General features: G+C 59.8%; 16 protein-coding genes and 2 pseudogenes. 7 read left to right on the plus strand and 11 right to left on the minus strand.

Features of this window, described 5'->3' with window-relative positions; translation table 11 throughout:
* Window positions 1-97: 97 nt before the first annotated feature.
* The 3 genes and pseudogenes from QA648_RS10365 to QA648_RS10375 all read right to left on the minus strand — a co-directional run bounded on the left by QA648_RS10365 (window position 98) and on the right by QA648_RS10375 (window position 5,334).
* Window positions 98-2,287 (minus strand): anthranilate synthase, encoded by a 2,190-nt coding sequence (locus tag QA648_RS10365; RefSeq protein WP_283046707.1) that lies wholly within the window; start codon window positions 2,285-2,287, stop codon window positions 98-100.
* 252 nt (window positions 2,288-2,539) lie between these two features.
* Window positions 2,540-4,063: pseudogene (locus QA648_RS10370) on the minus strand (ABC-F family ATP-binding cassette domain-containing protein).
* A 374-nt stretch (window positions 4,064-4,437) separates the two neighbouring features.
* Window positions 4,438-5,334, minus strand: a complete 897-nt coding sequence (locus QA648_RS10375) for an SDR family oxidoreductase (protein WP_283046709.1) — start codon at window positions 5,332-5,334, stop codon at window positions 4,438-4,440.
* 98 nt (window positions 5,335-5,432) lie between these two features.
* Here QA648_RS10375 and QA648_RS10380 point away from each other — a divergent pair, with 98 nt between their 5' ends.
* The gene (locus QA648_RS10380) at window positions 5,433-6,260 is read left to right on the plus strand and encodes a helix-turn-helix transcriptional regulator (protein ID WP_283046711.1); all 828 of its coding nucleotides are present in this window, start codon (window positions 5,433-5,435) and stop codon (window positions 6,258-6,260) included.
* Window positions 6,261-6,354: 94 nt separating this feature from the next.
* On the opposite strand, the gene QA648_RS10385 is transcribed toward QA648_RS10380, so the two are convergent.
* Window positions 6,355-8,577, minus strand: coding sequence for a TonB-dependent hemoglobin/transferrin/lactoferrin family receptor (locus tag QA648_RS10385; RefSeq protein WP_283046713.1), 2,223 nt, complete (start codon window positions 8,575-8,577; stop codon window positions 6,355-6,357).
* Between the two features lie 279 nt (window positions 8,578-8,856).
* Between QA648_RS10385 and QA648_RS10390 the strand changes: the two genes are divergently transcribed.
* Window positions 8,857-9,639 (plus strand): extensin family protein, encoded by a 783-nt coding sequence (locus QA648_RS10390; protein WP_283046715.1) that lies wholly within the window; start codon window positions 8,857-8,859, stop codon window positions 9,637-9,639.
* Window positions 9,640-9,695: 56 nt separating this feature from the next.
* Here QA648_RS10390 and QA648_RS10395 read toward each other — a convergent pair whose 3' ends face one another.
* Complete coding sequence (locus QA648_RS10395) at window positions 9,696-11,375, minus strand: formate--tetrahydrofolate ligase (protein ID WP_283046717.1); 1,680 nt, start codon at window positions 11,373-11,375, stop codon at window positions 9,696-9,698.
* Window positions 11,376-11,551: 176 nt separating this feature from the next.
* Between QA648_RS10395 and QA648_RS10400 the strand changes: the two genes are divergently transcribed.
* Window positions 11,552-12,061 (plus strand): TIGR00645 family protein, encoded by a 510-nt coding sequence (locus QA648_RS10400; RefSeq protein ID WP_104823794.1) that lies wholly within the window; start codon window positions 11,552-11,554, stop codon window positions 12,059-12,061.
* A 15-nt stretch (window positions 12,062-12,076) separates the two neighbouring features.
* Here QA648_RS10400 and QA648_RS10405 read toward each other — a convergent pair whose 3' ends face one another.
* The gene (locus tag QA648_RS10405; RefSeq protein WP_283046720.1) at window positions 12,077-13,024 is read right to left on the minus strand and encodes a hypothetical protein; all 948 of its coding nucleotides are present in this window, start codon (window positions 13,022-13,024) and stop codon (window positions 12,077-12,079) included.
* A 359-nt stretch (window positions 13,025-13,383) separates the two neighbouring features.
* On the opposite strand from QA648_RS10405, the gene QA648_RS10410 reads away from it, so the two are divergent.
* A complete protein-coding gene (locus QA648_RS10410) occupies window positions 13,384-14,115 on the plus strand; it encodes a LuxR C-terminal-related transcriptional regulator (protein ID WP_104825163.1) in 732 nt (243 codons plus the stop codon).
* 189 nt (window positions 14,116-14,304) lie between these two features.
* On the opposite strand, the pseudogene QA648_RS10415 reads toward QA648_RS10410, so the two are convergent.
* From QA648_RS10415 to QA648_RS10435, 5 genes and pseudogenes are all read right to left on the minus strand, one after another.
* Window positions 14,305-15,641, minus strand: a pseudogene (locus QA648_RS10415) (ISNCY family transposase).
* A gap of 183 nt (window positions 15,642-15,824) precedes the next feature.
* A complete protein-coding gene (locus tag QA648_RS10420) occupies window positions 15,825-16,964 on the minus strand; it encodes a DUF2333 family protein (RefSeq protein WP_283046722.1) in 1,140 nt (379 codons plus the stop codon).
* Between the two features lie 188 nt (window positions 16,965-17,152).
* Complete coding sequence (locus tag QA648_RS10425) at window positions 17,153-18,175, minus strand: hypothetical protein (protein WP_283046724.1); 1,023 nt, start codon at window positions 18,173-18,175, stop codon at window positions 17,153-17,155.
* A gap of 82 nt (window positions 18,176-18,257) precedes the next feature.
* Window positions 18,258-18,644 (minus strand): cytochrome c family protein, encoded by a 387-nt coding sequence (locus tag QA648_RS10430; RefSeq protein WP_283046726.1) that lies wholly within the window; start codon window positions 18,642-18,644, stop codon window positions 18,258-18,260.
* A gap of 97 nt (window positions 18,645-18,741) precedes the next feature.
* Window positions 18,742-19,323, minus strand: coding sequence for a thymidine kinase (locus tag QA648_RS10435; protein ID WP_104823798.1), 582 nt, complete (start codon window positions 19,321-19,323; stop codon window positions 18,742-18,744).
* 234 nt (window positions 19,324-19,557) lie between these two features.
* Here QA648_RS10435 and QA648_RS10440 point away from each other — a divergent pair, with 234 nt between their 5' ends.
* The 3 genes from QA648_RS10440 (at window position 19,558) to choV (ending at window position 22,587) form a co-directional block, all read left to right on the plus strand.
* Window positions 19,558-20,514: a choline ABC transporter substrate-binding protein gene (locus QA648_RS10440; RefSeq protein WP_104823799.1), complete on the plus strand. Its 957-nt coding sequence runs from the start codon at window positions 19,558-19,560 to the stop codon at window positions 20,512-20,514.
* 166 nt (window positions 20,515-20,680) lie between these two features.
* On the plus strand, window positions 20,681-21,541 hold the full coding sequence (gene choW, locus QA648_RS10445; RefSeq protein WP_245463873.1) for a choline ABC transporter permease subunit: 861 nt from the start codon (window positions 20,681-20,683) through the stop codon (window positions 21,539-21,541).
* The gene (gene choV / locus QA648_RS10450; protein WP_104823800.1) at window positions 21,538-22,587 is read left to right on the plus strand and encodes a choline ABC transporter ATP-binding protein; all 1,050 of its coding nucleotides are present in this window, start codon (window positions 21,538-21,540) and stop codon (window positions 22,585-22,587) included. The genes choW and choV overlap by 4 nt, the downstream gene beginning before the upstream one ends.
* Window positions 22,588-22,590 lie beyond the last annotated feature (3 nt).

A 22,590-nucleotide genomic window follows, 5' to 3' on the forward strand; every position in this document is an offset into this window, starting at 1 on the left:
TTCAGGGCTTGTTGGCCTCTTTCAAGGCAAAAAACATCCCCATGCACTTTTTTCGTGTGCACGGGTTTGTTCAAGCATCAGTGGCTGCGATTTTGCGTCACGCAGCCTTGGTTTTTGCCCGCCGCGCCAGATGAGCGACGACGTTCTCGATCATCCGCATGCCGGCATCGCCGCCGAGCGTCATGATCGATTCCGGATGGAACTGCACGGCCGCGATCGGCTCCTTCACATGCTCGATGCCCATGATCGTGCCGTCCTCGCTTTCGGCCGTGATCATGAAGTCACGCGGCAAGCTGGACGGATCGGCAAAGATCGAATGATAGCGCCCGACGGTCACCTCACGGCCGAGGCCAGAGAAAACCAGACCGGGCTCCAACACGCGGATGCGTGAGGGCTTGCCATGCATCGGGATCGCCAGATGGCGTAGCTCGCCGCCATAGGCTTCGGCAAGCGCCTGCAAGCCCAGGCAGACGCCGAAGATCGGCAGATTGCGCGCCCTCGCCTTCTTGATGGTCGCCTTGCAATCGAAATCCTTCGGGTTACCGGGACCTGGCGACAGCACGACGAGATCCGGATCAAGCCGGTCGAAGACCTCTTCCGGCACGGGCGTACGCACGGTCGAAACCGTCGCACCCGTCTGGCGGAAGTAATTCGCCAGCGTGTGCACGAAGCTGTCTTCATGGTCGACGAGCAGGATCTTCACGCCCTTACCGACGGAAGCGACATCACGCTGCTGCTTGCCGGAATTCGCAGCCTTGGCATCACGGATGGCGGACAACATGGCGGAGGCCTTCAGTTCGGTTTCTGCTTCTTCTTCTTCCGGGATCGAGTCGTTCAGCAATGTAGCGCCAGCGCGAACCTCGGCAATGCCGTCCTTGATGCGCACGGTGCGCAGCGTCAGGCCGGTATTCATGTCGCCGTTGAAGCCGACCATGCCGATCGCGCCGCCATACCATGCGCGCGGGCTCTTTTCATGGTTCTCGATAAAGCGCATCGCCCACAGCTTCGGTGCGCCGGTGACGGTGACGGCCCAGGCGTGGCTGAGGAACCCGTCAAAAGCATCCATATCGTCGCGCAGGCGGCCCTCGATATGGTCGACCGTGTGGATCAACCGCGAATACATCTCGATCTGCCGGCGGCCGATGACCTTCACCGAGCCTGGCTCGCAGACGCGGCTCTTGTCGTTACGGTCGACGTCCGAGCACATGGTCAGCTCGGACTCGTCCTTCTTGGAATTCAAAAGCTTCAGGATCTGCTCGCTGTCGGCGATCGGATCGTCGCCGCGCTTGATCGTGCCGGAGATCGGGCAGGTTTCGATGCGGCGGCCTGAGACGCGGACGAACATTTCCGGCGAAGCGCCGACGAGATATTCCTGATTGCCGAGATTGATGAAGAAGGAATAGGGAGACGGATTGATCGCCTTCAGCCGCTTGGAAATATCGGAGGGCTTGCTCTCGCAGCGTTCCATGAACTTCTGGCCCGGAACGACTTCGAAGAGATCGCCCTTGCGGAAACTTTCCTTCGCCTTGACCACCAGCTCGGCATATTCGCCGGGGCGATGATCGCTCTTCGGGGGAATGGTGCTCGTCTGACGGAACGGCTCGGCAGCGATGTCGCCGGACTTGCCTTCGGTGGAGACGCCGCCGTTGGCGAAATCGTAACGATCGATCCAGGCCTTGGCGGAGTAGTTGTCGACCACCAGGATTTCGTCCGGCAGATAAAGCACCATGTCGCGCTGATCGTCGGGACGCTTGAGCTTCAGATCGATCGCATCAAACTGGAAAGCGAGATCGTAGCCGAAGGCGCCGTAGAAGCCGATGCTGGCGTCGGCCTGCGAGTAGAAGAGATCGGTCACGGCGCGCAGCACCGTGAAGACGGTCGGCATCTTCGAGCGCTCTTCCTCGGTGAAGACACGATCCGGCATCTTTACCGTCAGATCGAGCCGGCGCGGCGTTGAGGCGCCAAGCACGACCTCGGAAACGGTCTTCAGCTTCTCGGCGATGAAGCCGAGAATGACCTCGCCCCGCTCGTTATAAGCTTCCATCCAGACATTGCGTCCATTGCAGGAAAGACCAAGCGGCGGATCAACGATGGCGGTATCCCAACGGGTGTAGCGGCCGGGATATTCGTAGTTCGACGAAAACACCGCGCCGCGGCGCTCGTCGAGCTTGTCGATATAGGACGAAACCGCATCCGCATAAGGCGTCGGCCGGCGCTGCCGGGTGACGGTGATCCCGCCCTTCGTCTCGTAGATTTCCGCACCATCATCCCGAAGGATCGTTACCATTGTTCCTCACTCCGTTGTCGGGCCCGGATGACAGGCGGCCTTTATAACAAAAAAGCCGCCTCGAATTTTCGGGCGGCTCACTCGTCGTCTTTGAACACGATTGGTCGAGGCCGCTTCAGCGTGCCCACCACCAAACTGCGATGTTGTTCAAGGACATGTTCATGGCGGGAATTGTTAGCGTGAGATGAGGTGATGCGCAAGCCGCAATCTCAGGGAACGGGCAGAAACGATGTTCGCCTCTGCCCTCGCCTTTTAAATCTGCCGTCCCGCCGCTGCGAAAAACCCCTCCGGTCCATCGACTTCGATCAACCGTTTTCGGTCTATAAGCCAAAAGCGATTGCCGACGGCGCGCACGAAGCTGCGATCGTGAGAAACAAGCAGGCAACTTGCCTCCTGCGCCATCAGCTCACCTTCCAGCGCCTCCTGCCCATCGATATCGAGATGGTTGGTCGGCTCGTCGAGCAGGTAGAAGTTCGGATTGGTGAGTCTGAGCACCAGCATCGACAATCGCGCCTTCTGACCGCCCGAAAGCCTGCCAATGGCGCGGCCCTACATGTCGACCCCCATGCCCGCACCAGCAAGCAGCGTTCGCGCCCGCTGTTCGCCGAGTTCGAACAGCCGCGTAATGACCCCGAGCGGCGTATCGTCCGGATCGAGATTGGAGAGCGCCTGATCGCTATAGCCTAGCGCCAGCGAAGGCGTTGCCTTGATCGCTACCGGTGCGCTCTGATCGGCAATGGCCCTGCGGATCATCTCGATGAGCCGGGTCTTTCCCGCCCCATTGTGGCCAAGCAGGACGATGCGATCGCCCTGGCAGATCCAACGTTTGCCGGTCTTGAACAGCAATGTGCCATCCGGCGTCTCGACGGACGCATCGTCCAGCGTCACCAATATCTTGGCCTGAATGCCGCGATTGGCGAGCTTGATTGCACCGGACGAACGCTCCTGATGGCCCGGCCGAGCTGCATCCTCCAGCCGCTCGGCGCGTGCCTTGAGCTGCTTCGTCTTCACCGTCAACAGATCGCTGCCGGAATTGATGCCGAGATTGTTGAGCTTGGCCGCCTGCTTGCGCAGTTGCTGTGCCGTCTTCATGTCCTTCTGGTAACGCCGCTCATCCGAGGCGTCGGCCTCGTCCAACACTGCCCGCGCCGGGCCATAGGGCAAGGCGTAGGCCGCCGATTGTTCCTGACGCAGGAACAGGGTGCGGTTGGTGACGGCATCGAGAAAGGCGCGGTCGTGGCTCGATATCAGAACCGGCACATCGCGTGGCAGAGCGTTCAACCACTCTTCGAGCAGCGCGATCTTGGCGAGATCGAGATGGTTGGTCGGCTCGTCCAGCAGCAGGATGTCTGGCTCGGTTACCCAGACACGGGCGAGCATGGCAAGCCGCTGCCAACCACCGCTGAGATTGGCAAGCGCCCTCTCCCGCAGCGCCTGCGGGACGTCGAGCGAATCCAGAGCGACGTCGACGCGCCAGCCCTCGCTCTCGGCTTGTTCGGCCGGCAGAGCGCGAAGTACCGCATCGTGGAAAGACATGTCAGCCAGATCGGCGGGCACATTCTGTTCGACATATCCAACCCGAAGGCCGCGCGAACGGGTGATGTCGCCCACCGTCGGTTCAAGCCTGCCGGCGATGCAATTGAGCAGGGTGGATTTCCCCCGGCCATTTGCGGCAACGAGGCCGATGCGGTCGCCGGCGCTGACGGTGAAATTCAGACTGGAGATAAGCGGCACACCCAGGGTGATGCCGAAATTGCGGAGATTGATCAGAGTCATGGTCTTCTTCCGGTCCGACCAAGCAAGCCAGCAACAGGCGCCTTATCGCCATGTGATGCTGAAGTTGCTCGGTAGATGTCGTGATACGGTCGCTTGAACGCAAAAATTCAGCGCCGCATTACCCAACAGGGGCAGACCAGGAGGAAATGAGTGAGAGACAGCCTCTGATCAGCCCTGCAAACGCATTTGCAGGGCATGAGTCGGACCGAACTGGCGATTACGCCAGACAAACGTCATCATGCGGTCCTCCTCTCTCAATAGGTTGCGCTGCCTTGATAGCATTGAACGCTGTGATAGACAATCGCGCGGCGTTTATAGGCAATCCGATGTTCGGGACGACGAAGCTGAGCATGCGCCCGGCTTCGTCCAATTGCTCAGGCTGCGAAATATTCGTCGCGATCGATGTCCTGAAGGAGGCCGGGCTGCTCCGGCAGCCATCCCAGCAATTCCCGCGTCCTTTGGCTGGAGGCCGGGCAATCGAGTCCGGCAAAATGTGCGAACCAGCCGAAGTGCTCTGCGGCCTCCTCCTGCGTCTTGCCGACGACCGGCAGGTTCAGGCGGCGGCCGATCACGCCGGCGATCTCCCGGAACGGTACGCCCTCTTCGGCGACGCCGTGGTATCGGGCGGCCCCGGCCTCCGTCTCAAGCGCAAGCCGGTAGAGACGGGCGGCGTCGAGCCGATGCACTGCCGGCCAGAGGTTCTGCCCTTCGCCGATATAGGCGGAAACACCTTTCTCTCGAGCGATGCGGATGAGGATCGGAACAAAACCATGATCGCCGACGCCGTGGACCGAGGGAGGAAGCCGCATCGCTGATGCACGCACCCCTTTCGCGGCAATCGACAAAACCGCCTGCTCGGAAGCGACGCGAGGAAACGAAGCGGGACCGAATTCCGGAATCTGGTCTTCGGTCGCGAGACGACCCGGCGAAAGCAGCCCGGTCCCGGAGGTAACGATCAGGCGGCGGTCGGAACCCGCCAGCGCCGAGCCGAGTGCCTCAATAACGCGCCTGTCCATCTCGCAATTTTCCGCAATTTTCGAGAAGTCGTGATTGAAACCAGTATGGATCACGCCATCCGAAGCGGCCGCGCCGTTGCGCAGGCTTTCCAGATCTTCAAGATCGCCTCGATGCACTTCGGCACCTGCGGCGACAAGAGATTTGGCACCGGCCTCAGAGCGGGTGAGACCGAGTACCCGATGGCCGGCATCGATCAATTCAGCAACAACAGCGGACCCTACGAAACCGGTCGCGCCGGTAACAAAAACACGCATGGGAAATTCTCCAGGTTCAAACTGAGAACACTATCCACGGATCAATTATCAGGGTAAAGTAGTGACCTTATACGGGTATAATGACTAACAGGACGAACATGCCGGCCGCAGACCACAACCCGCTTGGAACCTACCTCCGGGATCGCCGCACCAAGCTCGATCCGACCGCTTTTGGCCTTCCGCCGGGGCGCAGACGAACGGCCGGGCTGCGGCGCGAGGAAGTGGCACAGCGCGCCAATATCAGCGCGACATGGTACACATGGCTCGAACAAGGCCGCGGCGGCGCGCCCTCGGCCGATGTACTGGACCGGATCACCCGCGCCCTGATGCTGACAAATGTCGAGCGCGAGCACCTCTTCCTCCTTGCCCTCGGCCGCCCGCCCGAAGTGCGCTATCAGCCGGCAGAAGGTGTGACACCACGGCTTCAACGCGTGCTGGACTCGCTGGAGCTCAGCCCGGCGCTTGTGAAGAATTCCACCTGGGATATCATTGCCTGGAACCGTGCTGCTTCGGTCGTGCTCGCCAACTATGGCGATATCCCGCCGGAAGAACGCAACATTCTGCGTCTCGTTTTCTCCAGCTCCCGTGTGCGCAACGCCATGCCGGAATGGGAGGCCGATGCCCGCTTCATCGTGGCAGCGTTCCGCACTGAGGTGGCCCGGGCCGGAGCCGCCGAAAACGTCAAAGGCCTGGTCGAGGATCTTAGCCGCCGAAGCCCGGAATTCGAGGCGATGTGGCGCGACAACGACGTGCGCAGCTATGGCGAAGGCACCAAACATCTGCATCATCCGACCGCCGGTCCGATCGCCCTCGAATATTCAAGTTTTACGGTCGACGGCAGGCCCGATCTCGGCATGGTGGTCTACAATCCCGCGACATCGTCGGATGTAGACAAGGTAAGAGCGCTGCTCGCCGATCAGGCCTGACCAGTCGACCGGCAATACGGACAGCACGAAGGCCAGAAAATAGGAAAAGGGCGATGCCGAAGCACCGCCCTTTCTGCCATCACGATGAGGTCACTTAGAACTTCTGCGTCAGCGTCAGCTTGAAGGTCCGGCCCGGTTCCGAATAGAATTCGTGCGGCTGGGTCAGGCTGGTCGAAGCGACATTGAGTGCGTCGTAATAAGTCTTGTTGAAGATGTTGTAGACGCCGGCGCGCAGTGTCAGGCCCTTCACCTGCTCCGGCTCCCACCATCCCGTCAGATCGAAGATGCCGTAGCCCGGCGTGCGGAAGCTGTCGCCATCCTTCTTCGGTTCGCTCGTCGCCGTGATGAAGGTCAAGTCGGTTCCCCAGATCTCGGTGGCATAGCCGACGGTGAAGGCAGCCTTGGCCGGAGCGACGGAGTCGAGCCATTCGCCAGTGTCGGAGTCCTTGCCATTGGCATAGGCGAGCGCACCCTTGATATGGATGCCGTTGTCGAACTTCTTGTGCGCATTGACCTCGATGCCGAAGATGCGGACATTGGCGCGGTTGAAATACTCGGTGATCCCCAGCGGATAAGTGCCCGTCGGATCAACGGAAGTCTCGCTGTCGATGAAGTTCTTGTACTTGTTATAGAACCCGCCGATATGGCCGCCGAAATCGTCGTCGCCGAGATTCGCGCCGATTTCGACGCCATTGCTGGTTTCCGGCTTCAGATCGGGATTACCGTAGCTGACATAGCCGCCGGGGACGCCATAGTTCAGGTAGAGTTCGCTAACATTCGGCGCACGGAAACCCATGGCCCATTGCGCATAAAGCTCGATATTGTCCTGCGGCTGATACGCGGCGCGCAGCTTCGGCGAGAAGCGGGTATCGGACTGTCCGGATGGCAGGCTGGTATAGTTGGCGCTGTCGCGATAGGCGTCGGTATTCTTTGGCGAATAGTCATACCAGTCGAAGCGCAGGCCCGGCGTCAAAGAGAAGCCGCTGGAACCGATCTCGATCTTGTCGTCGACGAAGGCGCCGACGCGCTTGCCATCAACATCCGGCATATCAGACTGGTTGGTGTGCAGGAATGCGCAAGTAGCGCGCCAACGGGGAAGATTGCAGCTATCGCCACCGGCTGAATACTGATGCGTCTTGGTGAAGGCGACGTCGAGGCCGAAGGTGACGTTGTGATGCAGGCTACCGGTGTCGAAGGACTTCGAGGCATTGCCGTTGAAGCCGATGCTGCGATCTTCGACCTCGTTGCGGCGCCAATAATCGCCGATGACGGAGGTATAGCGATACCCTTCGGCGCCGTTTTCGCGCAGCAAATTCTGCCAGTAGAAAACCGCATTGGCGGTATCGATCAGAGAATCCTTGCTGTCAGCTTCGTATTTGTAGTCGAGCGAAACGCGGTTGCGTTCGATATTGTCGGTCTCATCATAGTTGCCGGGGCGGAAGTTGCCGGTCGGGCTCTGCTTGCTGCGCCAATCGGTGTCTGTGTCCTTATTGAAATGCTCCGCCGTGATGCCGAAGGTGCCGACATCGGTGTATTGGCGGATCTTGAAGAGGCCGTTGCGCTGGTTGTAGTCGGCCGGATCGGCTTCAGTGCGCTTGGTGGAATAGCCGCCAACGTCGCCGTTGTTTTCCAGCTCATGTCCGTGCGTATATCCGGCCTCGAAAAGGACAGCGGTATTGTCGATGCGCTTGGCAACGGCGGCTGACCCGCCGAGGCTGCGGTCGTCGCCATTATAGCCGAGTTTGAAGACGCCGCCCCAGGTGGCGTTGGCGCCGATCAGGTCTTCCGGCTCCAGCGTGCGCAGCACGAAAGCGCCGCCAAGGGCACCGGAACCAGCGCGGCTGGAATCGGAGCCCCGTACGATGTCGACTGTCGAAAGCGTGTTGAAGTCGAAACTGTTGACGCCGCCATCCGCATCACGCGCGCCGTCGAGCAAGAACGGGACTTCGATGCCGTCGATCGTCGTCAACACGCGGTCGTCTTCCAGGCCGCGAATATTGATGCTGCCGCTGGTGCGGTCGAAGCCGACGCCGACCGCAGTACTGCGGCCGAGGTCCTCGATACGGGTGATCTGATTGTCGTCGATCTCCTGAGCTGTCGTCTCGGTGGTCGTCGGCGAGTCGGCGAGCACGTCTTTCGACGCTTTCCCCTTGACTACGATCGGCTTCAGCTCCGTTCCGCGATCGCTCTTCGCCGCCGCTTCGCCCGTGGTCGTATCATTTTGATTTGCCGTCTGCGCATAAGAGGCTGTGCCGAGCCCAAAGGCCAGAAACGCCGTGCATGCCAAGAGAACCGAGCGGGATCGCCGGACAACCATAACCATTCCTTTCGAATTGCTTCACCGGGCTGGCTGGTTGGTGCTTCTGACGCACGCAAGGGGCTGGCTGGGTTCATTTTAGTTAACGAAGCGGAGCAATTTCCGCCTTCTTTCTGCCGCATAAAAAACATGACTATAATTGTCAATATATTTAGCCAGAATAATCATGAATAAAATTATCATGTTTTAATGCAAACCAATAAAGTTGCTGAATTGCAACGAAATCGCTGCATCGAGCGTTTCTCCCGGCGTTGCCATTAGAAATGGGTGAAATACTTGATGCTGTTCCGGATCATCTCCGTCACCACCGCCGTCGCCATGTTGACGGCCGCCTCCCTCCCCGAGACCGGCCCGATGCCGCAGCCCAAGCCGGATAGCGAACAAACCCAGGCGCCCAGCGACCTGCCGATACCGGCTCAAAAACCGGATGCCTCCGAGACTGAACCACCCGCGAAGGAAATGCAGGGGCCGCCAAAGCCACCGCTGACCATCGCAGCGGAATCGGACGAAGAGCATCAGGCCTGTCTTAGAGAATTGAGCGCCATGGGTGCGGTATTCAAGGACATTCCCCGCATCGATGATGGCAACGGCTGCGGCATCGACAAGCCGATTGCCCTCTCCGAACCATTGCCGGGCATCAAGATGAAACCGGAAGGCACACTGCGCTGCGAGGCCGCCCTGGCGCTAGCCCACTGGATGAAGGAAAGCGTGATCCCCGCTGCCGCAACCGCGCTGAAGGACAATGGCCGGATTACCGAGATCAACCAGGCCTCGACCTATATCTGCCGCCTGCGCAACAACGCTACCACCGGCAAGATTTCGGAACATGCACGCGGCAATGCCATCGACATCGCCAGCTTCACTTTCGAAAACGGGAAGACCGTCGGCATCGAGCCCCGCCACGAAGACCCGACGCTGACAGGTGCGTTCCAGCGCAGCGCCAGCGCCTCCGCCTGCCTCTACTTCAGAACCGTCCTGGACCCGGACAGCGACGCCGCGCACGAGACCCATTTCCATCTGGACGTGCTGAAAAGGAACGGCGAGTTCAGATACTGCCACTAAATCTCAGGCTTGAGACGGCCGCGGATTCGCGGACGCAGTTGCACTGGAATCAGAACTTAAAACAATCCCTCGATATACCCCTGATCATTGAGGAAAATCCGTTCTGCTGCCGGTGATTTTGGCAGGCCCGGCATGGTCATGATCTCGCCGGTGATAACGACGACGAAGCCGGCGCCGGCGGAGAGACGCACTTCGCGGACGGGCACGATATGACCCTCCGGCGCGCCGCGGACGTTCGGGTCCGTTGAGAAGGAATATTGCGTCTTCGCCATGCAGACCGGCAGATGACCATAGCCCTGATCCTCCCAAGAGCGCAATTGATCGCGCACGGCCTTGTCTGCGGTCACCTCGCCGGCGTGATAGATTTTCGAGGCGACGATCTCGATCTTTTCAAGCAGGGAGAGATTGTCGGGATAGAGCGGCTGGAATTTCGCCTGGCCGGATTCGGCAAGCTCGACCACCTTATAGGCAAGCTCTTCGATCCCCGCCGATCCCTCGGCCCAGTGGCGGCAGAGGATAGCCTCGGCGCCGAGACGCGCCACATAATTCTTCAGCGCCTCGATCTCCGCATCCGTATCCGAGATGAAATGATTGATGGCAACGACAACCGGCACGCCGAATTTGCGGACATTGGCGACGTGCCGCCCGAGATTGGCGCAGCCCTTCACCAGGGCTGCGACATTCTCCTGCCCGAGATCATCCCTCTTGACACCGCCATTCATTTTCAGTGCCCGCACCGTTGCGACGATAACGGCCGCATCCGGAGAAAGGCCGGCCTTGCGGCACTTGATATCGAAGAATTTTTCCGCACCGAGATCGGCGCCGAAGCCCGCTTCGGTCACGACATAGTCGCCGAGCTTCAGCGCCATGCGCGTGGCGATTACCGAATTGCAGCCATGGGCGATGTTGGCGAAGGGGCCGCCATGCACCAAGGCCGGATTGTTCTCCAGCGTCTGTACCAGGTTCGGCTGCATCGCGTCCTTGAGCAGTACCGACATTGCCCCATCCGCCTTGAGGTCGCGGGCATAGACCGGCGTACGGTCGCGGCGGTAACCGATGATGATGTTGCCGAGCCGCTTTTCCAGATCCGTCAGATCGGAAGCCAGGCAGAGGATCGCCATGACTTCGGAGGCGACGGTGATATCGAAACCGCTCTCGCGCGGGAAACCATTAGCCACGCCACCGAGCGAGGTGACGACATCGCGCAGCGCCCGGTCGTTCATGTCCATGGCGCGGCGCCAGGTGATGCGGCGAACATCGATATTCTGTTCGTTGCCCCAATAGATATGATTGTCGATCAGCGCCGCCAAAAGATTGTGCGCCGCAGTGACGGCGTGGAAATCGCCGGTAAAATGCAGGTTGATGTCTTCCATAGGGATGACCTGCGCATAGCCGCCGCCCGCCGCGCCGCCCTTCACGCCGAAGCAAGGTCCGAGCGAGGCCTCACGCACGCAGACGATCGCCTTCTTGCCGATGCGGTTGAGGCCGTCGCCGAGGCCAACGGTCGTCGTTGTCTTCCCCTCGCCGGCCGGCGTCGGATTGATGGCGGTGACGAGGATCAGCTTGCCGTCCTTGTTGCCCGCCTTCGAGGCAATGAACTTCGCTCCGATCTTCGCCTTGTCATGCCCGTAAGGCGCGAGATCTTCGGCGGGAATGCCGAGCTTGGCGCCGATCTCGACGATCGGCAATTTCTTCGCGGCGCGCGCGATTTCTATATCGGATTTCACCGCTGTCATAACACCCGTTCCCGCCCTGAACATGGAGGCATTCACCCTGCCGGGATAGCCCAATAAATATCGACTGTGAATAGCCGCAGATTGCAGTCCTTTCCGAAACCATGCTGCCTTGCAGCAAAGCACTGACAGACCTATTTTCGCGGACGAGCTGTAAAGCGAATGGAAAAGGATAAGGCATGAAGTCCCTGGAACTACTGGTCGAGCGCATCATTCTCTCCAGCCGTTGGATTCTGGTGGTCTTCTATCTCGGCCTTGCGGCTGCGCTCGCCATCTATGGCGTCTCGTTCGGCTACAAATTCCTGAAGGTCGCCGCCGGCGTCTTTGAGTATGACGAGGCGGATATGATTCTCGCCATTCTCGGCCTGATCGATGCCGCACTGGTGGCCAGCCTCATCGTCATGGTGATGATTTCCGGCTACGAAAATTTCGTCAGCCGCTTCGACGAGGCCGACGACGAAGTCTCTTTCCTCGGCAAGCTCGATTCCGGCAGCCTGAAGATCAAGGTCGCTTCTTCCATCGTCGCCATTTCGTCGATCCACTTGCTGCAGATATTTCTCAATGCCACCCAATATGAGAACGGCAAACTGATGTGGCTGACGATCATGCACCTCGCCTTCGTCGTCTCTGCGCTTCTGCTCGGCTATCTCGAAAAGATCATGGCAAAGGCCAAAGGCAAGGACGCCTGAGGCCTAAAAGCGCGGTTATTCGCCGACGGCTGCCGGGGCACTCGAGGCGGCGGGCGGGGCAGCACACTCCGCAATCGATTGGTTGCTCTTACAGTCCCTTGCGGCAACGAGTTGGTCGGCAGCGGCAAGCTCCGTCGTCAATCGCAGCTTCAGTGCATCCATCTGCGCGATGAGATGGATCGAACTCGGCCGAGTGCCGAGCATCAGGCCGACAAGCGATTTATCAACGCCCATCTCATTCAGAAAACCGACGAGCCTCGCCGTCTGTTTCCGATCGAGCTTGGTCGTATCGTGCTTGCCGACGAATTTGCGCCCCACCTCCCGTGTGGACAGGACCTTTCGCTTGCCATTCACCAATTCATATTCCGTGCGGTATTGGACGCGCACCTCGCTGTAGGTGGTGGTGATCTGATGAACGCCAAGGAGCGCGAAGGGGCTGGAGACACGCTCGGTGCCGCCGGCAAAAAACAGCGGGCACGCCGAAAAGCAGATGGCGCCGAGGGAAAAAGTCTCGCCCCTGATGGAGCCATCCTTTGCGCGGGCAGCCGAACAGATCGGCTCGGCATAGGAGCAATCGCGCGAACGCGTCCTGCCGACAGCAATCGCAAGTTTCTGCTTACGAATGACGTAGGCCATCTCCATGGCCGCCCGGACATCGCCGCCCGGCGAGCTGACGATGATCGGCAATTTCCTGCCGCCGAGGCGTTTCAGCAGCCTTTGCAATTTCTTCGGCGAATCCGCCATGATCTGCCCTTCGGCGGAGATCCAGTCCGGGCAGTTATTATTGGCGCGGCACCGGGCCATGTCACCATGCACCAGAATGAAGTCCATGGATTGCCCGGCGCCAGCGCCGGCAGCCTCAGCAGGCGTGAAGGAAGGCAACAGAAGCAAAACGGTCGTCAGGAGCCACAAGGCCTTCTGGCAACGCCGAGCGACATGCTGCTGGAACAAACGGAAGATCATAAACTAGAAGCCTGGAAGCGATTGCTATGAAAGACCGATAGCAATCGCTTTTGACCTTCGCAAGGCAAGCCTTGATGGCCGTCCGTCGGCCCTCGCCCATGGCCGATCGGCCGACATTGCCGCCTGTCATTTCCGGACGTGAGCGACGCTCACACCTGTGCAGCAGTGGAGAAGTCAAGGCAGCAAGATTTTTGCTCGAAAATGTCACTTTTCGGAAAAGTAATACAAATCAGAACTTTACCATATTAAGACATATGAAAATGGAATTATTTCTGAATGGTGTCGCAAATTTGTCTCTAGCATTCGCCCGGAAATCCGGTATTTGATACCGATAACACGCTATGGGCGCCTATATCCAAATGTCCTATATCATCACCGCCGAGAGACAATTATTGCTTTCCGCCGAGTTGGCAACGGCCCGCACACAGACGGCTTTTGCACAGGCTTTGGAGCGTGCGAGTTCCGCTTTCGGTTTCAGCCACGTAGCCCTCATGAACGCTCCGGCTTCGGAAGATTCCATGCTGGCGCCGCTTGTCGTCGAAGGCTCGCTGCCGCCGCAGTTTCTGCGTGATTTCGATCGTTACCAGTTGCTCCGCCGCTGCTCCATGTTGATGCGTGCGCGGGACTCTGTCATGCCGCGCCCGTGGCACCTGCTGGAAAAGGGCGCCGTCCAGGACATGGACCTGCCGCGCGAGCTGCGCACACTCTTCACCAACCACAATTGTACGATGGGCATCGTCATTCCCATCAATTCCTCTGACGGACAGCGCCTCGTCTTCTGGTTCATGGGCAATCGCAGCAGTCTTGGGCAGAGCGAGCTCAACGAGCTCACCATGATCATGCTGCAAGGGCTCGACACCTACAATTGCATCAAGCGCAACGACGGTTCCGTGCCGCATATGCTTTCCGCCAGGGAGCTGGAAGTGGTTCGCTGGACGGCGCAGGGCAAAACTTCAGTCGAGATCGGCCAAATTCTTTCCCTCTCCGATCACACGGTCAACGCCTATATGACCAACGCGATCCGGAAGCTCGATTGCGTTAATCGCACGCAGTTGGTCGCCAAGGCCATCCGATTAAAGCTCATTAGCTAGTTTCCGTCCACAAACATACGTATTTCGGCGCGTTTACAAGGGCTTGTGCTTGGAGGAGAGAGTAGTTTAGGGCGACCGACAGGATCATGGGCGCTTGTTGTTGGACAGTATACAGTTGGCGGCGCTGAGGCGTACGCCATGAAGGCCGGCATTGGTAGCGACGGCGTAATTCCAAAAGCTAGTCGGAGTTCAGGTCGGTTTGAGGCGGGTGAAGAGGACGAGGTTGTAAGCCACAACGGAGGACCAGACGTAGGTCTTGAAGTGGTCAAGGCCCCGCCAGGTGCAGCGTGCCAAGCCGTAGGCACGCTTGAGGCATGATATTCCGGCTTCGATACCGGCGCGGAAGTTGCGCAGCTTGCGATAGACCCAATTGCTTCTGACCATGTCCTCGACCTTGAGGCCAGCTTTTTGTGGAATGCCATGTCGCGAACGCCCCAGGTCTTGGCTGTGGCCAGGTTGCCGCGACTGGCAAAGCCGCCGTCGGCCGCCGCCTGCCGCGGCGCGTGTCCATAGACGGCGATGTGGCGCTCCAGCATTGGCAGCAGCCGCTCGCTGTCGGGCGGATTACCCGCCTCGATCACGAGATCGAGGATCATGCCGCTTCTGCCGGTGGTCAGGTTGAGCTTGTGGCCGTATTCGGTCTCGCGGCTACCTTTGACGATGATATCGGCATGGGGTTCGAACAGGCTTACCAGCTTCTCGCCCGCCGGCAGCTTCTCTCCCGCCAGTACTCGCCGCTCGCTCTGTTTGATGATGCGTTCGATCAGCGGTCGATAGCGGCAAACCTGGGCCTGCCAGAGTTGGACGAGCGGATTGCTCGCCACGCCCAGTCGCTCGGTTGCCTGCTTCAGATATGCCAAGGTCGCGCGGGCGATCGCGATCAGCTCACGGTAGAGCCGGGCCCGATTGGGCTGACCGCGTGTGAACTGGATTTTGCGGGCACGCTTCTTGGCCGCGCGGCAATGATCGCGCCATGCCAGGCCGGCGCCGACCAAGGTATCTGCCTTCTTCAGCAGGCGCACCATGACCCGCACGGCATCCCACAGCAGGCTGCTGTCGCTCGGTTCGTGTATGAGTGCTGAGGTCACTGTACTGTCCAGCCGCACGACCGTGCCGTCCTCCAGCTTCGCCTGCCGAGCGCTCGACAGCAGCGCCCGATTGATCGCTTCCCAGGTCTCGGGTCGGATCGCGCTGATCGTCTTTTGCAGCACTGACTTTTGCGGGCTCCATGACCACGGCAGACGCGCAAAGGCCCGAAACGATGCGGAGTCCTCGAGATGGAACGCCAGTTCCTGGTAGCTCAGCTGCCGGTATTGCTTGAGCAATGCGCAACGCAGCACTGCCTCGGCCGGCAGCCCTTGCCGTCCGGTGGGCTTGACACCGTGCCGACCCAGATCCCGACCCACCAAGCCAAACAGATCGTGATGCTCGTCCAGCCACTGCGACATCGCCTTCAGTTCGTGGCCGATCTCGTGCGTAGCGAAAACATCGAATATACTGGCTTGGACGGTGCGTTCTTGGCGCATTGTCGGCTCCGGCGGTTGCAGATTGTGCTTCGGAATCAGTGGCATGAGCCCAAAGTATACCTGAAACCGCCGGGCCTTACCCGCGCAAAATTCAGATTCACGTAATAATATCAATAAGTTGTCGTTTGTGGACGGAAACTAGCTAGCCGTTTTACCAAATCCCACTAACGACCGCCTTGCCCTTTAACGGCCGCCGAGAACGGTGCGCATCTCCACCAGATTCGAGCGCACACGTAGGATGTAGAATCCCATGGTCGCGAGATGGCTCGGCATGATCCAGCCGTCTTCGCGCCCGTTCGAAATGATCGCCGGCTGGATCCGCAAGGCTGCTTGCAACTGCTTCATGGTGCCGGTCCAGAGCGTACCAAGATTGCGCTCGGCGATGACCTGCTGGAAATCGGCGCCAACGGCGCTCAGGATGCCGTAATAGCCATAGAGCTGACCATAGGCGAACCAGAAACGGTCATCGGCGCGCATGTCAAACCAGCCGTAATTATGGTTCTCCGATCGCTCCGCCAGAATGTCCGAGGTACTGCCGAGATCGTTGGCGACGCGATCGATGAATTGCAGGAGGTTGTCGGCGCGGCTGTCGAACACGGCATTACAGGTGCCGAGATCGTTGTTGAACTTGCGCAGGCTGCCGATTGCCGCGCGATAATAGCTCGGTGTGGGCGTCTTCGGACCAAAGGGACGCATGCCGAAATACCAGCTCGTTTCGTCGAATTGCAGATTGCCACGCGCGCTCTGCAGATCGCTGTTGATGCCGGATGTGCCGCGCACGCGGCCGAGCGTATCGACCAGTTCTACCGAAGTGCGCCGCACCGCCTGGTTCACGCCGCGCTGAAACGCCGCCTTGTTGTCGAGGAAAGGCGTGTCATCCCAGCTCATGCCGAAGAACCCCAGCTTGTAGAGCAGCATCGAGGAGATCCAGGCATTCTGGTTGACGTTGAAATCGGTGAGGTCAGCGGTAACGTCGACGATCGCGGAGGTCTGGCAGGTCTTCGGCGCATTCGCGACTGCCTGCTGTCCATTCACGGCCGGCAGTTCCTGCCCTGCCCCGACCTTGCGGTCTGAAAACTTGTAGACGTCAGGATAATTGGCATCGAAGCCGCTCCAGGCCTGCGTCTGCCAGATAAAATAGATGTAGAGCGTCCCGATCAGCGCCAGGAAGACGGCAATCGGCAGCTTGATCAGCCAATTGCGCTGCCGGTACCAGCCGTGAGCGGCAAGGAAAGGCCAGAGTATCCAAACGACGAGAAGCCCCAGGCCGCGTGCAATGGCGCGGCCGATCCGCTTGAAGAACGCGGCGATCGAATCAAGCATGAACCTCTCCTTTGCTGCGCCGCGCGTCCCTTGGACAAACAATGGACGCAGGACACCTTGAGCCTGCACATAGCGTGAAAATCGCTCTGGATTTTCATGCGTGTGGAGGCATGTCGCTATTCTCGCTCAAGCAGATATGTGTTCCCAAGGGAGACAGCAACCGGCTGTTGTCATTTTTCAATCAATGATCAGGTCTCCGGCTCGGTCTCAGCCGACGACTCGACGACAGCCGCAGGGGCGGCCAGCAGATGCGGCTCCAGCCGCCGCGTAAAGACGCCATCGGCGCGAGCCTTGCGCGCAGCGAGATCATGCCCCGCAAGCACGTTCGCCTCGAAGGCCGCGATCAGAGCGGCAACCCTGGCTGGCCTTTCGGTGGCCGGCAACGGCGGCACAGCTTCCGATATCACCGCGTTCAGCAAGGCAATCCGCTGCTCGATGTCGATGGCAAGCTTGCCCGCCATCGCATTGACGGCGGCGATTTTTGCGTTGAGGACGTTCGCCAGTTCCTCGTAGATATCGATCAGCCGCTGTAGCGCTGTCCGCCCCGGCTGCAATGCCCGCTCCTGCTCATGAAGAGCATCCTGCTCGGCGACCAACCTGCTATACTCGGCCTCCAATTCCGATCGTGAAGCGACATCGCGAGCACTGGAAATGCTGCTGCGCCGGTCGAAAATTCTTGGAATAAAAGCATCCGCTTGGCGCTGCACTTCTTCTATCTCGAAATCAATGTGCTGCCGCCGCTCGATGATCCGCACGAGATGCGCCTCGCAATCGCGGAAGGACCGAACCAGCGCCGGTCGGGCGGTCTTGAACTGCGTATCGAGCGATGCTGACGCTGCAAGGGCCGCATCGAGATCGGCCGCAATCGACGCCGGCTCGGCACGGCCCTGCCCCATCCGGCGCCCGAGCAGCCCCGACGTATCGATCCCGGCCTTCTCATCGAACAGCCGCCGGTGTTGCAAATCCGCGGCCGCGGTCAATAAATCGAGTTGCTTCACCAGCGACAGCGCCAGAGTTTTCCAGCGGTCGAGCAACTCGATCGTCTCGCGTACCAGCGCCTCTTCCACCGGGAAATTGATGGCATCGAAACGTCCATTGCCCTTGGCATTGCGGCCGAGCCCGGCATTGGCCGCATCCATGCCCTTGATCGCGTCCTCAAGCATCGCGCGGGCCTTGTCGATTTCGCCGTCGAAGGAGTGGGCCTTGACCATGAAAGCGTCTCTCAATTGCCGTTGCCAGCGAGACTAACCGCTTATATGCGCAAAGAAAATGCCCCGAGCGTGCAAACCCGCCTCAGTGTGCGACAGCCGGGCTCTTCAAATAGGCGATCAGATTGTCCAGATCCTTGTCACTTTTCAAACCGGGGAAAGTCATCTTCGTGCCCTTCACCAGGAATTGCGGACTGGGCAGATATTTTCTGAGCAGCGCCTCGTCCCAGACCTTGCCGTCGGCACCGAACGCCTTCATCGCCGGCGAGTAGTTGTAATCGGGGATGGTGGCGACGGGACGACCGACGACGCCCATCAGCGACGGCCCGACATGGTTCTCATGTTCGGTTGCCGTGTGGCAGACGGCGCACTTCTTGAAGACTGCCGCACCGGCAACTGCATCTCCATCGGCAAGCGCGGCCGAAGCGGAAAAAAGAACGGCGGCCACGGCCGTCAGACAGCGCAACTTCATGATTCCTCCACCATCGGATGTCTGGACGTATTCCCGACAGCCGCGACCATAGAGAAATTCGCCGCCGCCTGCCGGATGACGCAATGCCGCGGGCACTTCACTCCCCGGCCATGGCCTCTTCCCAGTGACGGCGGCAGAGGGAAACATATTTGTCGCTGCCGCCGATCTCGATCTGCGCCCCCTCATGCACCACCCTGCCCTGTCCGTCGAGGCGTACCAGCATCGTCGCCTTGCGGCTGCAGTGGCAGATCGTCCGCACCTCGCGCATCTCGTCGGCAATCGTCAAAAGTTCCTGCGAGCCGGGAAAGAGCTTGCCTTGGAAATCCGTGCGCAGCCCGTAAGCCATGACCGGCACGCCGAGGCGATCGACGATGTGGGCAAGCTGCCAAACCTGCTCGCGCGAGAGGAACTGCGCCTCGTCGACGAAGACGCAGGCAAGCGCTTCCTCGGCGTGCAGATTGTCCGCCATCGCAAAGAGATCGTCCGTTTGATCGAAAGGTGTGGCGGCCATCTCCAGGCCGATGCGCGAGGCGATCTTGCCGCGACCGGCGCGGTCATCCAGGGCGGCGATAAAGGCAACGGTCCGCATGCCGCGTTCTTGATAATTATAGGCCGCCTGCAGCAGCATGGTCGACTTGCCGGCGTTCATCGTTGAATAGTGGAAGTAAAGCTTGGCCATGATATTCTCCTTGAGCGTCTCATGGGTTTTCCATCGCCGGAAGGAAAGACGCCTTTGGCGAAAACCACAGGAATTGCGGGCTTAGGTGGAACAAGATCGCCTCGGCAACACACGGCTGAAAAAAACGTAAGGGAGTCGCAATCAGCCCCCGCAAACCGGCGCAAATACAATGAGGTCGCTTGAAAATGTCAGTTATTGGTGGTTGCTTGGGAACGTTAGACTGGGAGTCACACAATGATAAAAATGACTTTAACCGCATTTGCCTTCGCCTCAGCTCTTTCCGCGCTGACGCTGGGTGCAACCACCGCATCCGCCGCTGAGCCGGCAAGCTGTGGCACCGTACATTTCGCCGATGTGGGCTGGACCGACATCACCTCCACCACGGCGACGGCCTCCGTCCTCCTGAAGGCGCTCGGCTACGACACCGACGTCAAAGTGCTCGCCGTGCCGGTGACCTATCAGTCGTTGAAGAACAAGGACATCGACGTGTTCCTCGGCAACTGGATGCCCTCCATGGCCGAGAACATCAAACCGTTTGCCGCCGACAAGTCGGTCGAAACCGTTCGCCCCAATCTCGAAGGTGCGAAATACACGCTTGCGACGAACGCAAAGGGCGCGGAGCTCGGCATCAAGGACTTCAAGGATATCGCCACGCACAAGGATGACCTTGACGGCAAGATCTACGGCATCGAGCCGGGCAATGACGGCAACCGCCTGGTTATCGACATGGTCGACAAGAACACCTTCGGCCTCAAGGGCTTCGAAGTGGTCGAGTCCTCCGAACAGGGCATGCTTGCCCAGGTTTCGCGAGCCGACAAGGAAGGCAAGCCGATCGTCTTCCTCGGCTGGGCTCCCCATCCGATGAACACGACCTACAAAATGACCTACCTCACGGGCGGTGACGACATCTTCGGACCGAACTTCGGCGGCGCAACCGTCTACACCAACGTTCGCGCAGGCTATCTGCAGGAATGCCCGAATGTCGGCACCTTCGTTAAAAACCTCGTCTTCTCGCTGCCGATGGAAAACGAGATCATGGGCAAGATCCTGAATGACGGCAAGGAGCCGGAGGCGGCTGCCACGGAATGGCTGAAGGCTAATCCGACCGCGGTTACTCCCTGGCTCGCTGGCGTCACCGCCAAGGACGGCAGTGATGGGCAGGCGGCAATCAAGTCCAAGCTCGGCCTTTGACATGCGGGGACAAGGGGCGGCTCAACCGCCCCTTTCTCTTCCGTGAACGAGACTGCTTCCCTCCTATTGCGTCACACATCGGGCAGCGACCCGCATGGCGCCATAGGCCGTTATTCTCCGGCGGCCCTATCCGGAATTATTTGAGACGCCCGGAATCGCCGCCCCAATGGTGGGCAAAGACGTGAACTGGTTAAACGATTACCGCATCCCTATCGGTCCATGGGCCAAGGCCTTCGTGGATTGGCTGACGAGCAATTTCATATGGTTCTTCGACGGCCTTTCCTTCGTTGCCTCGCATGGGATCAAAGGACTTTTGTTCCTCTTGCAGGCACCGCATCCGCTGGTCGTTGTGATCATTTTCGCGGCCGTTGCCTACTGGCTGCGCCGGAGCATTCCGGTCACGATCCTGACCCTGGTCGGCCTGTTGATCACCATCAACCAGGGTTACTGGAAGGAGACGACCGAGACGCTTGCGCTGGTGCTGGCCTCCACTTTCGTCTGTATGCTCGTGGGCGTCCCCCTCGGCATCGCCGCCGCTCGCCGTCCATGGCTCTATGCCTTCATGCGACCGGTCCTCGACCTGATGCAGACTATCCCGACCTTCGTCTATCTGGTGCCGGCGATGATTCTGCTCGGCCTCGGCATGGTACCGGGCCTGATCGCCACCGTCGTCTTCGCCATTCCCGCATCGATCCGTATGACCCGCCTCGGCATCATCTCGACGCCGCCCTCTCTCGTCGAAGCAGCCGAAGCCTTCGGTGCGACACCGCGACAGGTGCTGCGCAAGGTCGAGGTGCCCTTTGCCACGCCACAGATCATGGCCGGCTTGACGCAGACGATCATGCTCTCGCTCTCGATGGTCTCCATCGCCGCCCTTGTCGGCGCGCCTGGCCTCGGCGTGCCGGTACTGCGCGCATTGAACAGCGTCAACGTCGCCAAGAGCTTTGATTCCGGCTCCTGCATCGTCATCCTGGCGATCATTCTCGACCGCATGTTCCGTGCCCCCGGCGAAGGAGAAAAATCATGACCACCGCCGTCGGCTTCAAAAATGTCAGCATCATCTTTGGCGATCGTCCCGAGACAGCGCTGAAACTTGCCGATGCCGGCAAGTCGCGCGACGAGATCGGCAAGGCGACCGGCCTTGTGCTCGGCGTCGCCAACGCCTCGCTCGAGATCGAGGAAGGCGAAATCCTCGTGCTCATGGGCCTCTCCGGCTCAGGCAAGTCGACGCTCCTGCGCGCGGTCAACGGCCTGGCGCCGGTCGTGCGCGGCGATGTCATTGTCAATAGCAAGACCGGACCGGTCAATCCGTATAGCTGTAACCCCAAGGCGCTGCGCGACCTGCGCATGCATACCGTTTCGATGGTGTTCCAGCAGTTCGCGTTGCTGCCCTGGCGTACCGTCGCCGACAATGTCGGCTTCGGACTGGAGCTGGCCGGCGTGCCCGAGGCTGAGCGCAAGAAGCGCGTCGACGAGCAGTTGCAGCTCGTCAACCTGACGCAATGGGCAAACCGCAAGGTCAACGAGCTCTCTGGCGGCATGCAGCAGCGCGTCGGCCTCGCCCGCGCTTTTGCGACCGGCGCGCCGATCCTGCTCATGGACGAGCCGTTCTCTGCGCTCGATCCGCTGATCCGCACCCGCCTACAGGACGAACTTCTGGAATTCCAGCGCCGTCTGAAGCGGACGATCCTCTTCGTCAGTCACGATCTCGACGAGGCCTTCCGCATCGGCAACCGCATCGCCATCATGGAGAGCGGACGGATCATCCAGTGCGGCACGCCGCAGGAAATCGTCAAGAACCCCGCCGATCAATATGTCGCTGACTTCGTGCAGCACATGAACCCGATCAGCATGTTGACCGCCCGCGACGTCATGCAACAGGGTCTCGGCCACTCCGCAGCAGGCGGCTCGGTCACTGCCACAGCAACGGCCACAACGCCGCTCGTCGATATCCTCGACGCGCTGACGCATCAGCCCGGCAATATCGGCGTCGTTGACAACGGCGTGATTATCGGGACGATTTCCGCCCAGGATGTCGTGGCTGGCCTCACCAGCCACCGGCGGAGAGAGTAGTCT

The organism is Rhizobium sp. CB3171 (assembly GCF_029714265.1).
In the GTDB taxonomy this organism is placed as follows: Bacteria; Pseudomonadota; Alphaproteobacteria; order Rhizobiales; family Rhizobiaceae; genus Rhizobium.

Excerpts from the sequence above, each read along its gene's own strand:
- QA648_RS10365 (WP_283046707.1), bottom strand. The coding sequence starts at position 2,287 with ATGGTAACGATCCTTCGGGATGATGGTGCGGAAATCTACGAGACGAAG.
- QA648_RS10375 (WP_283046709.1), bottom strand. The coding sequence starts at position 5,334 with ATGCGTGTTTTTGTTACCGGCGCGACCGGTTTCGTAGGGTCCGCTGTT.
- QA648_RS10380 (WP_283046711.1), top strand. The coding sequence starts at position 5,433 with ATGCCGGCCGCAGACCACAACCCGCTTGGAACCTACCTCCGGGATCGC.
- QA648_RS10385 (WP_283046713.1), bottom strand. The coding sequence starts at position 8,577 with ATGGTTGTCCGGCGATCCCGCTCGGTTCTCTTGGCATGCACGGCGTTT.
- QA648_RS10390 (WP_283046715.1), top strand. The coding sequence starts at position 8,857 with ATGCTGTTCCGGATCATCTCCGTCACCACCGCCGTCGCCATGTTGACG.
- QA648_RS10395 (WP_283046717.1), bottom strand. The coding sequence starts at position 11,375 with ATGACAGCGGTGAAATCCGATATAGAAATCGCGCGCGCCGCGAAGAAA.
- QA648_RS10400 (WP_104823794.1), top strand. The coding sequence starts at position 11,552 with ATGAAGTCCCTGGAACTACTGGTCGAGCGCATCATTCTCTCCAGCCGT.
- QA648_RS10405 (WP_283046720.1), bottom strand. The coding sequence starts at position 13,024 with ATGATCTTCCGTTTGTTCCAGCAGCATGTCGCTCGGCGTTGCCAGAAG.
- QA648_RS10410 (WP_104825163.1), top strand. The coding sequence starts at position 13,384 with ATGTCCTATATCATCACCGCCGAGAGACAATTATTGCTTTCCGCCGAG.
- QA648_RS10420 (WP_283046722.1), bottom strand. The coding sequence starts at position 16,964 with ATGCTTGATTCGATCGCCGCGTTCTTCAAGCGGATCGGCCGCGCCATT.
- QA648_RS10425 (WP_283046724.1), bottom strand. The coding sequence starts at position 18,175 with ATGGTCAAGGCCCACTCCTTCGACGGCGAAATCGACAAGGCCCGCGCG.
- QA648_RS10430 (WP_283046726.1), bottom strand. The coding sequence starts at position 18,644 with ATGAAGTTGCGCTGTCTGACGGCCGTGGCCGCCGTTCTTTTTTCCGCT.
- QA648_RS10435 (WP_104823798.1), bottom strand. The coding sequence starts at position 19,323 with ATGGCCAAGCTTTACTTCCACTATTCAACGATGAACGCCGGCAAGTCG.
- QA648_RS10440 (WP_104823799.1), top strand. The coding sequence starts at position 19,558 with ATGATAAAAATGACTTTAACCGCATTTGCCTTCGCCTCAGCTCTTTCC.
- choW (WP_245463873.1), top strand. The coding sequence starts at position 20,681 with ATGGTGGGCAAAGACGTGAACTGGTTAAACGATTACCGCATCCCTATC.
- choV (WP_104823800.1), top strand. The coding sequence starts at position 21,538 with ATGACCACCGCCGTCGGCTTCAAAAATGTCAGCATCATCTTTGGCGAT.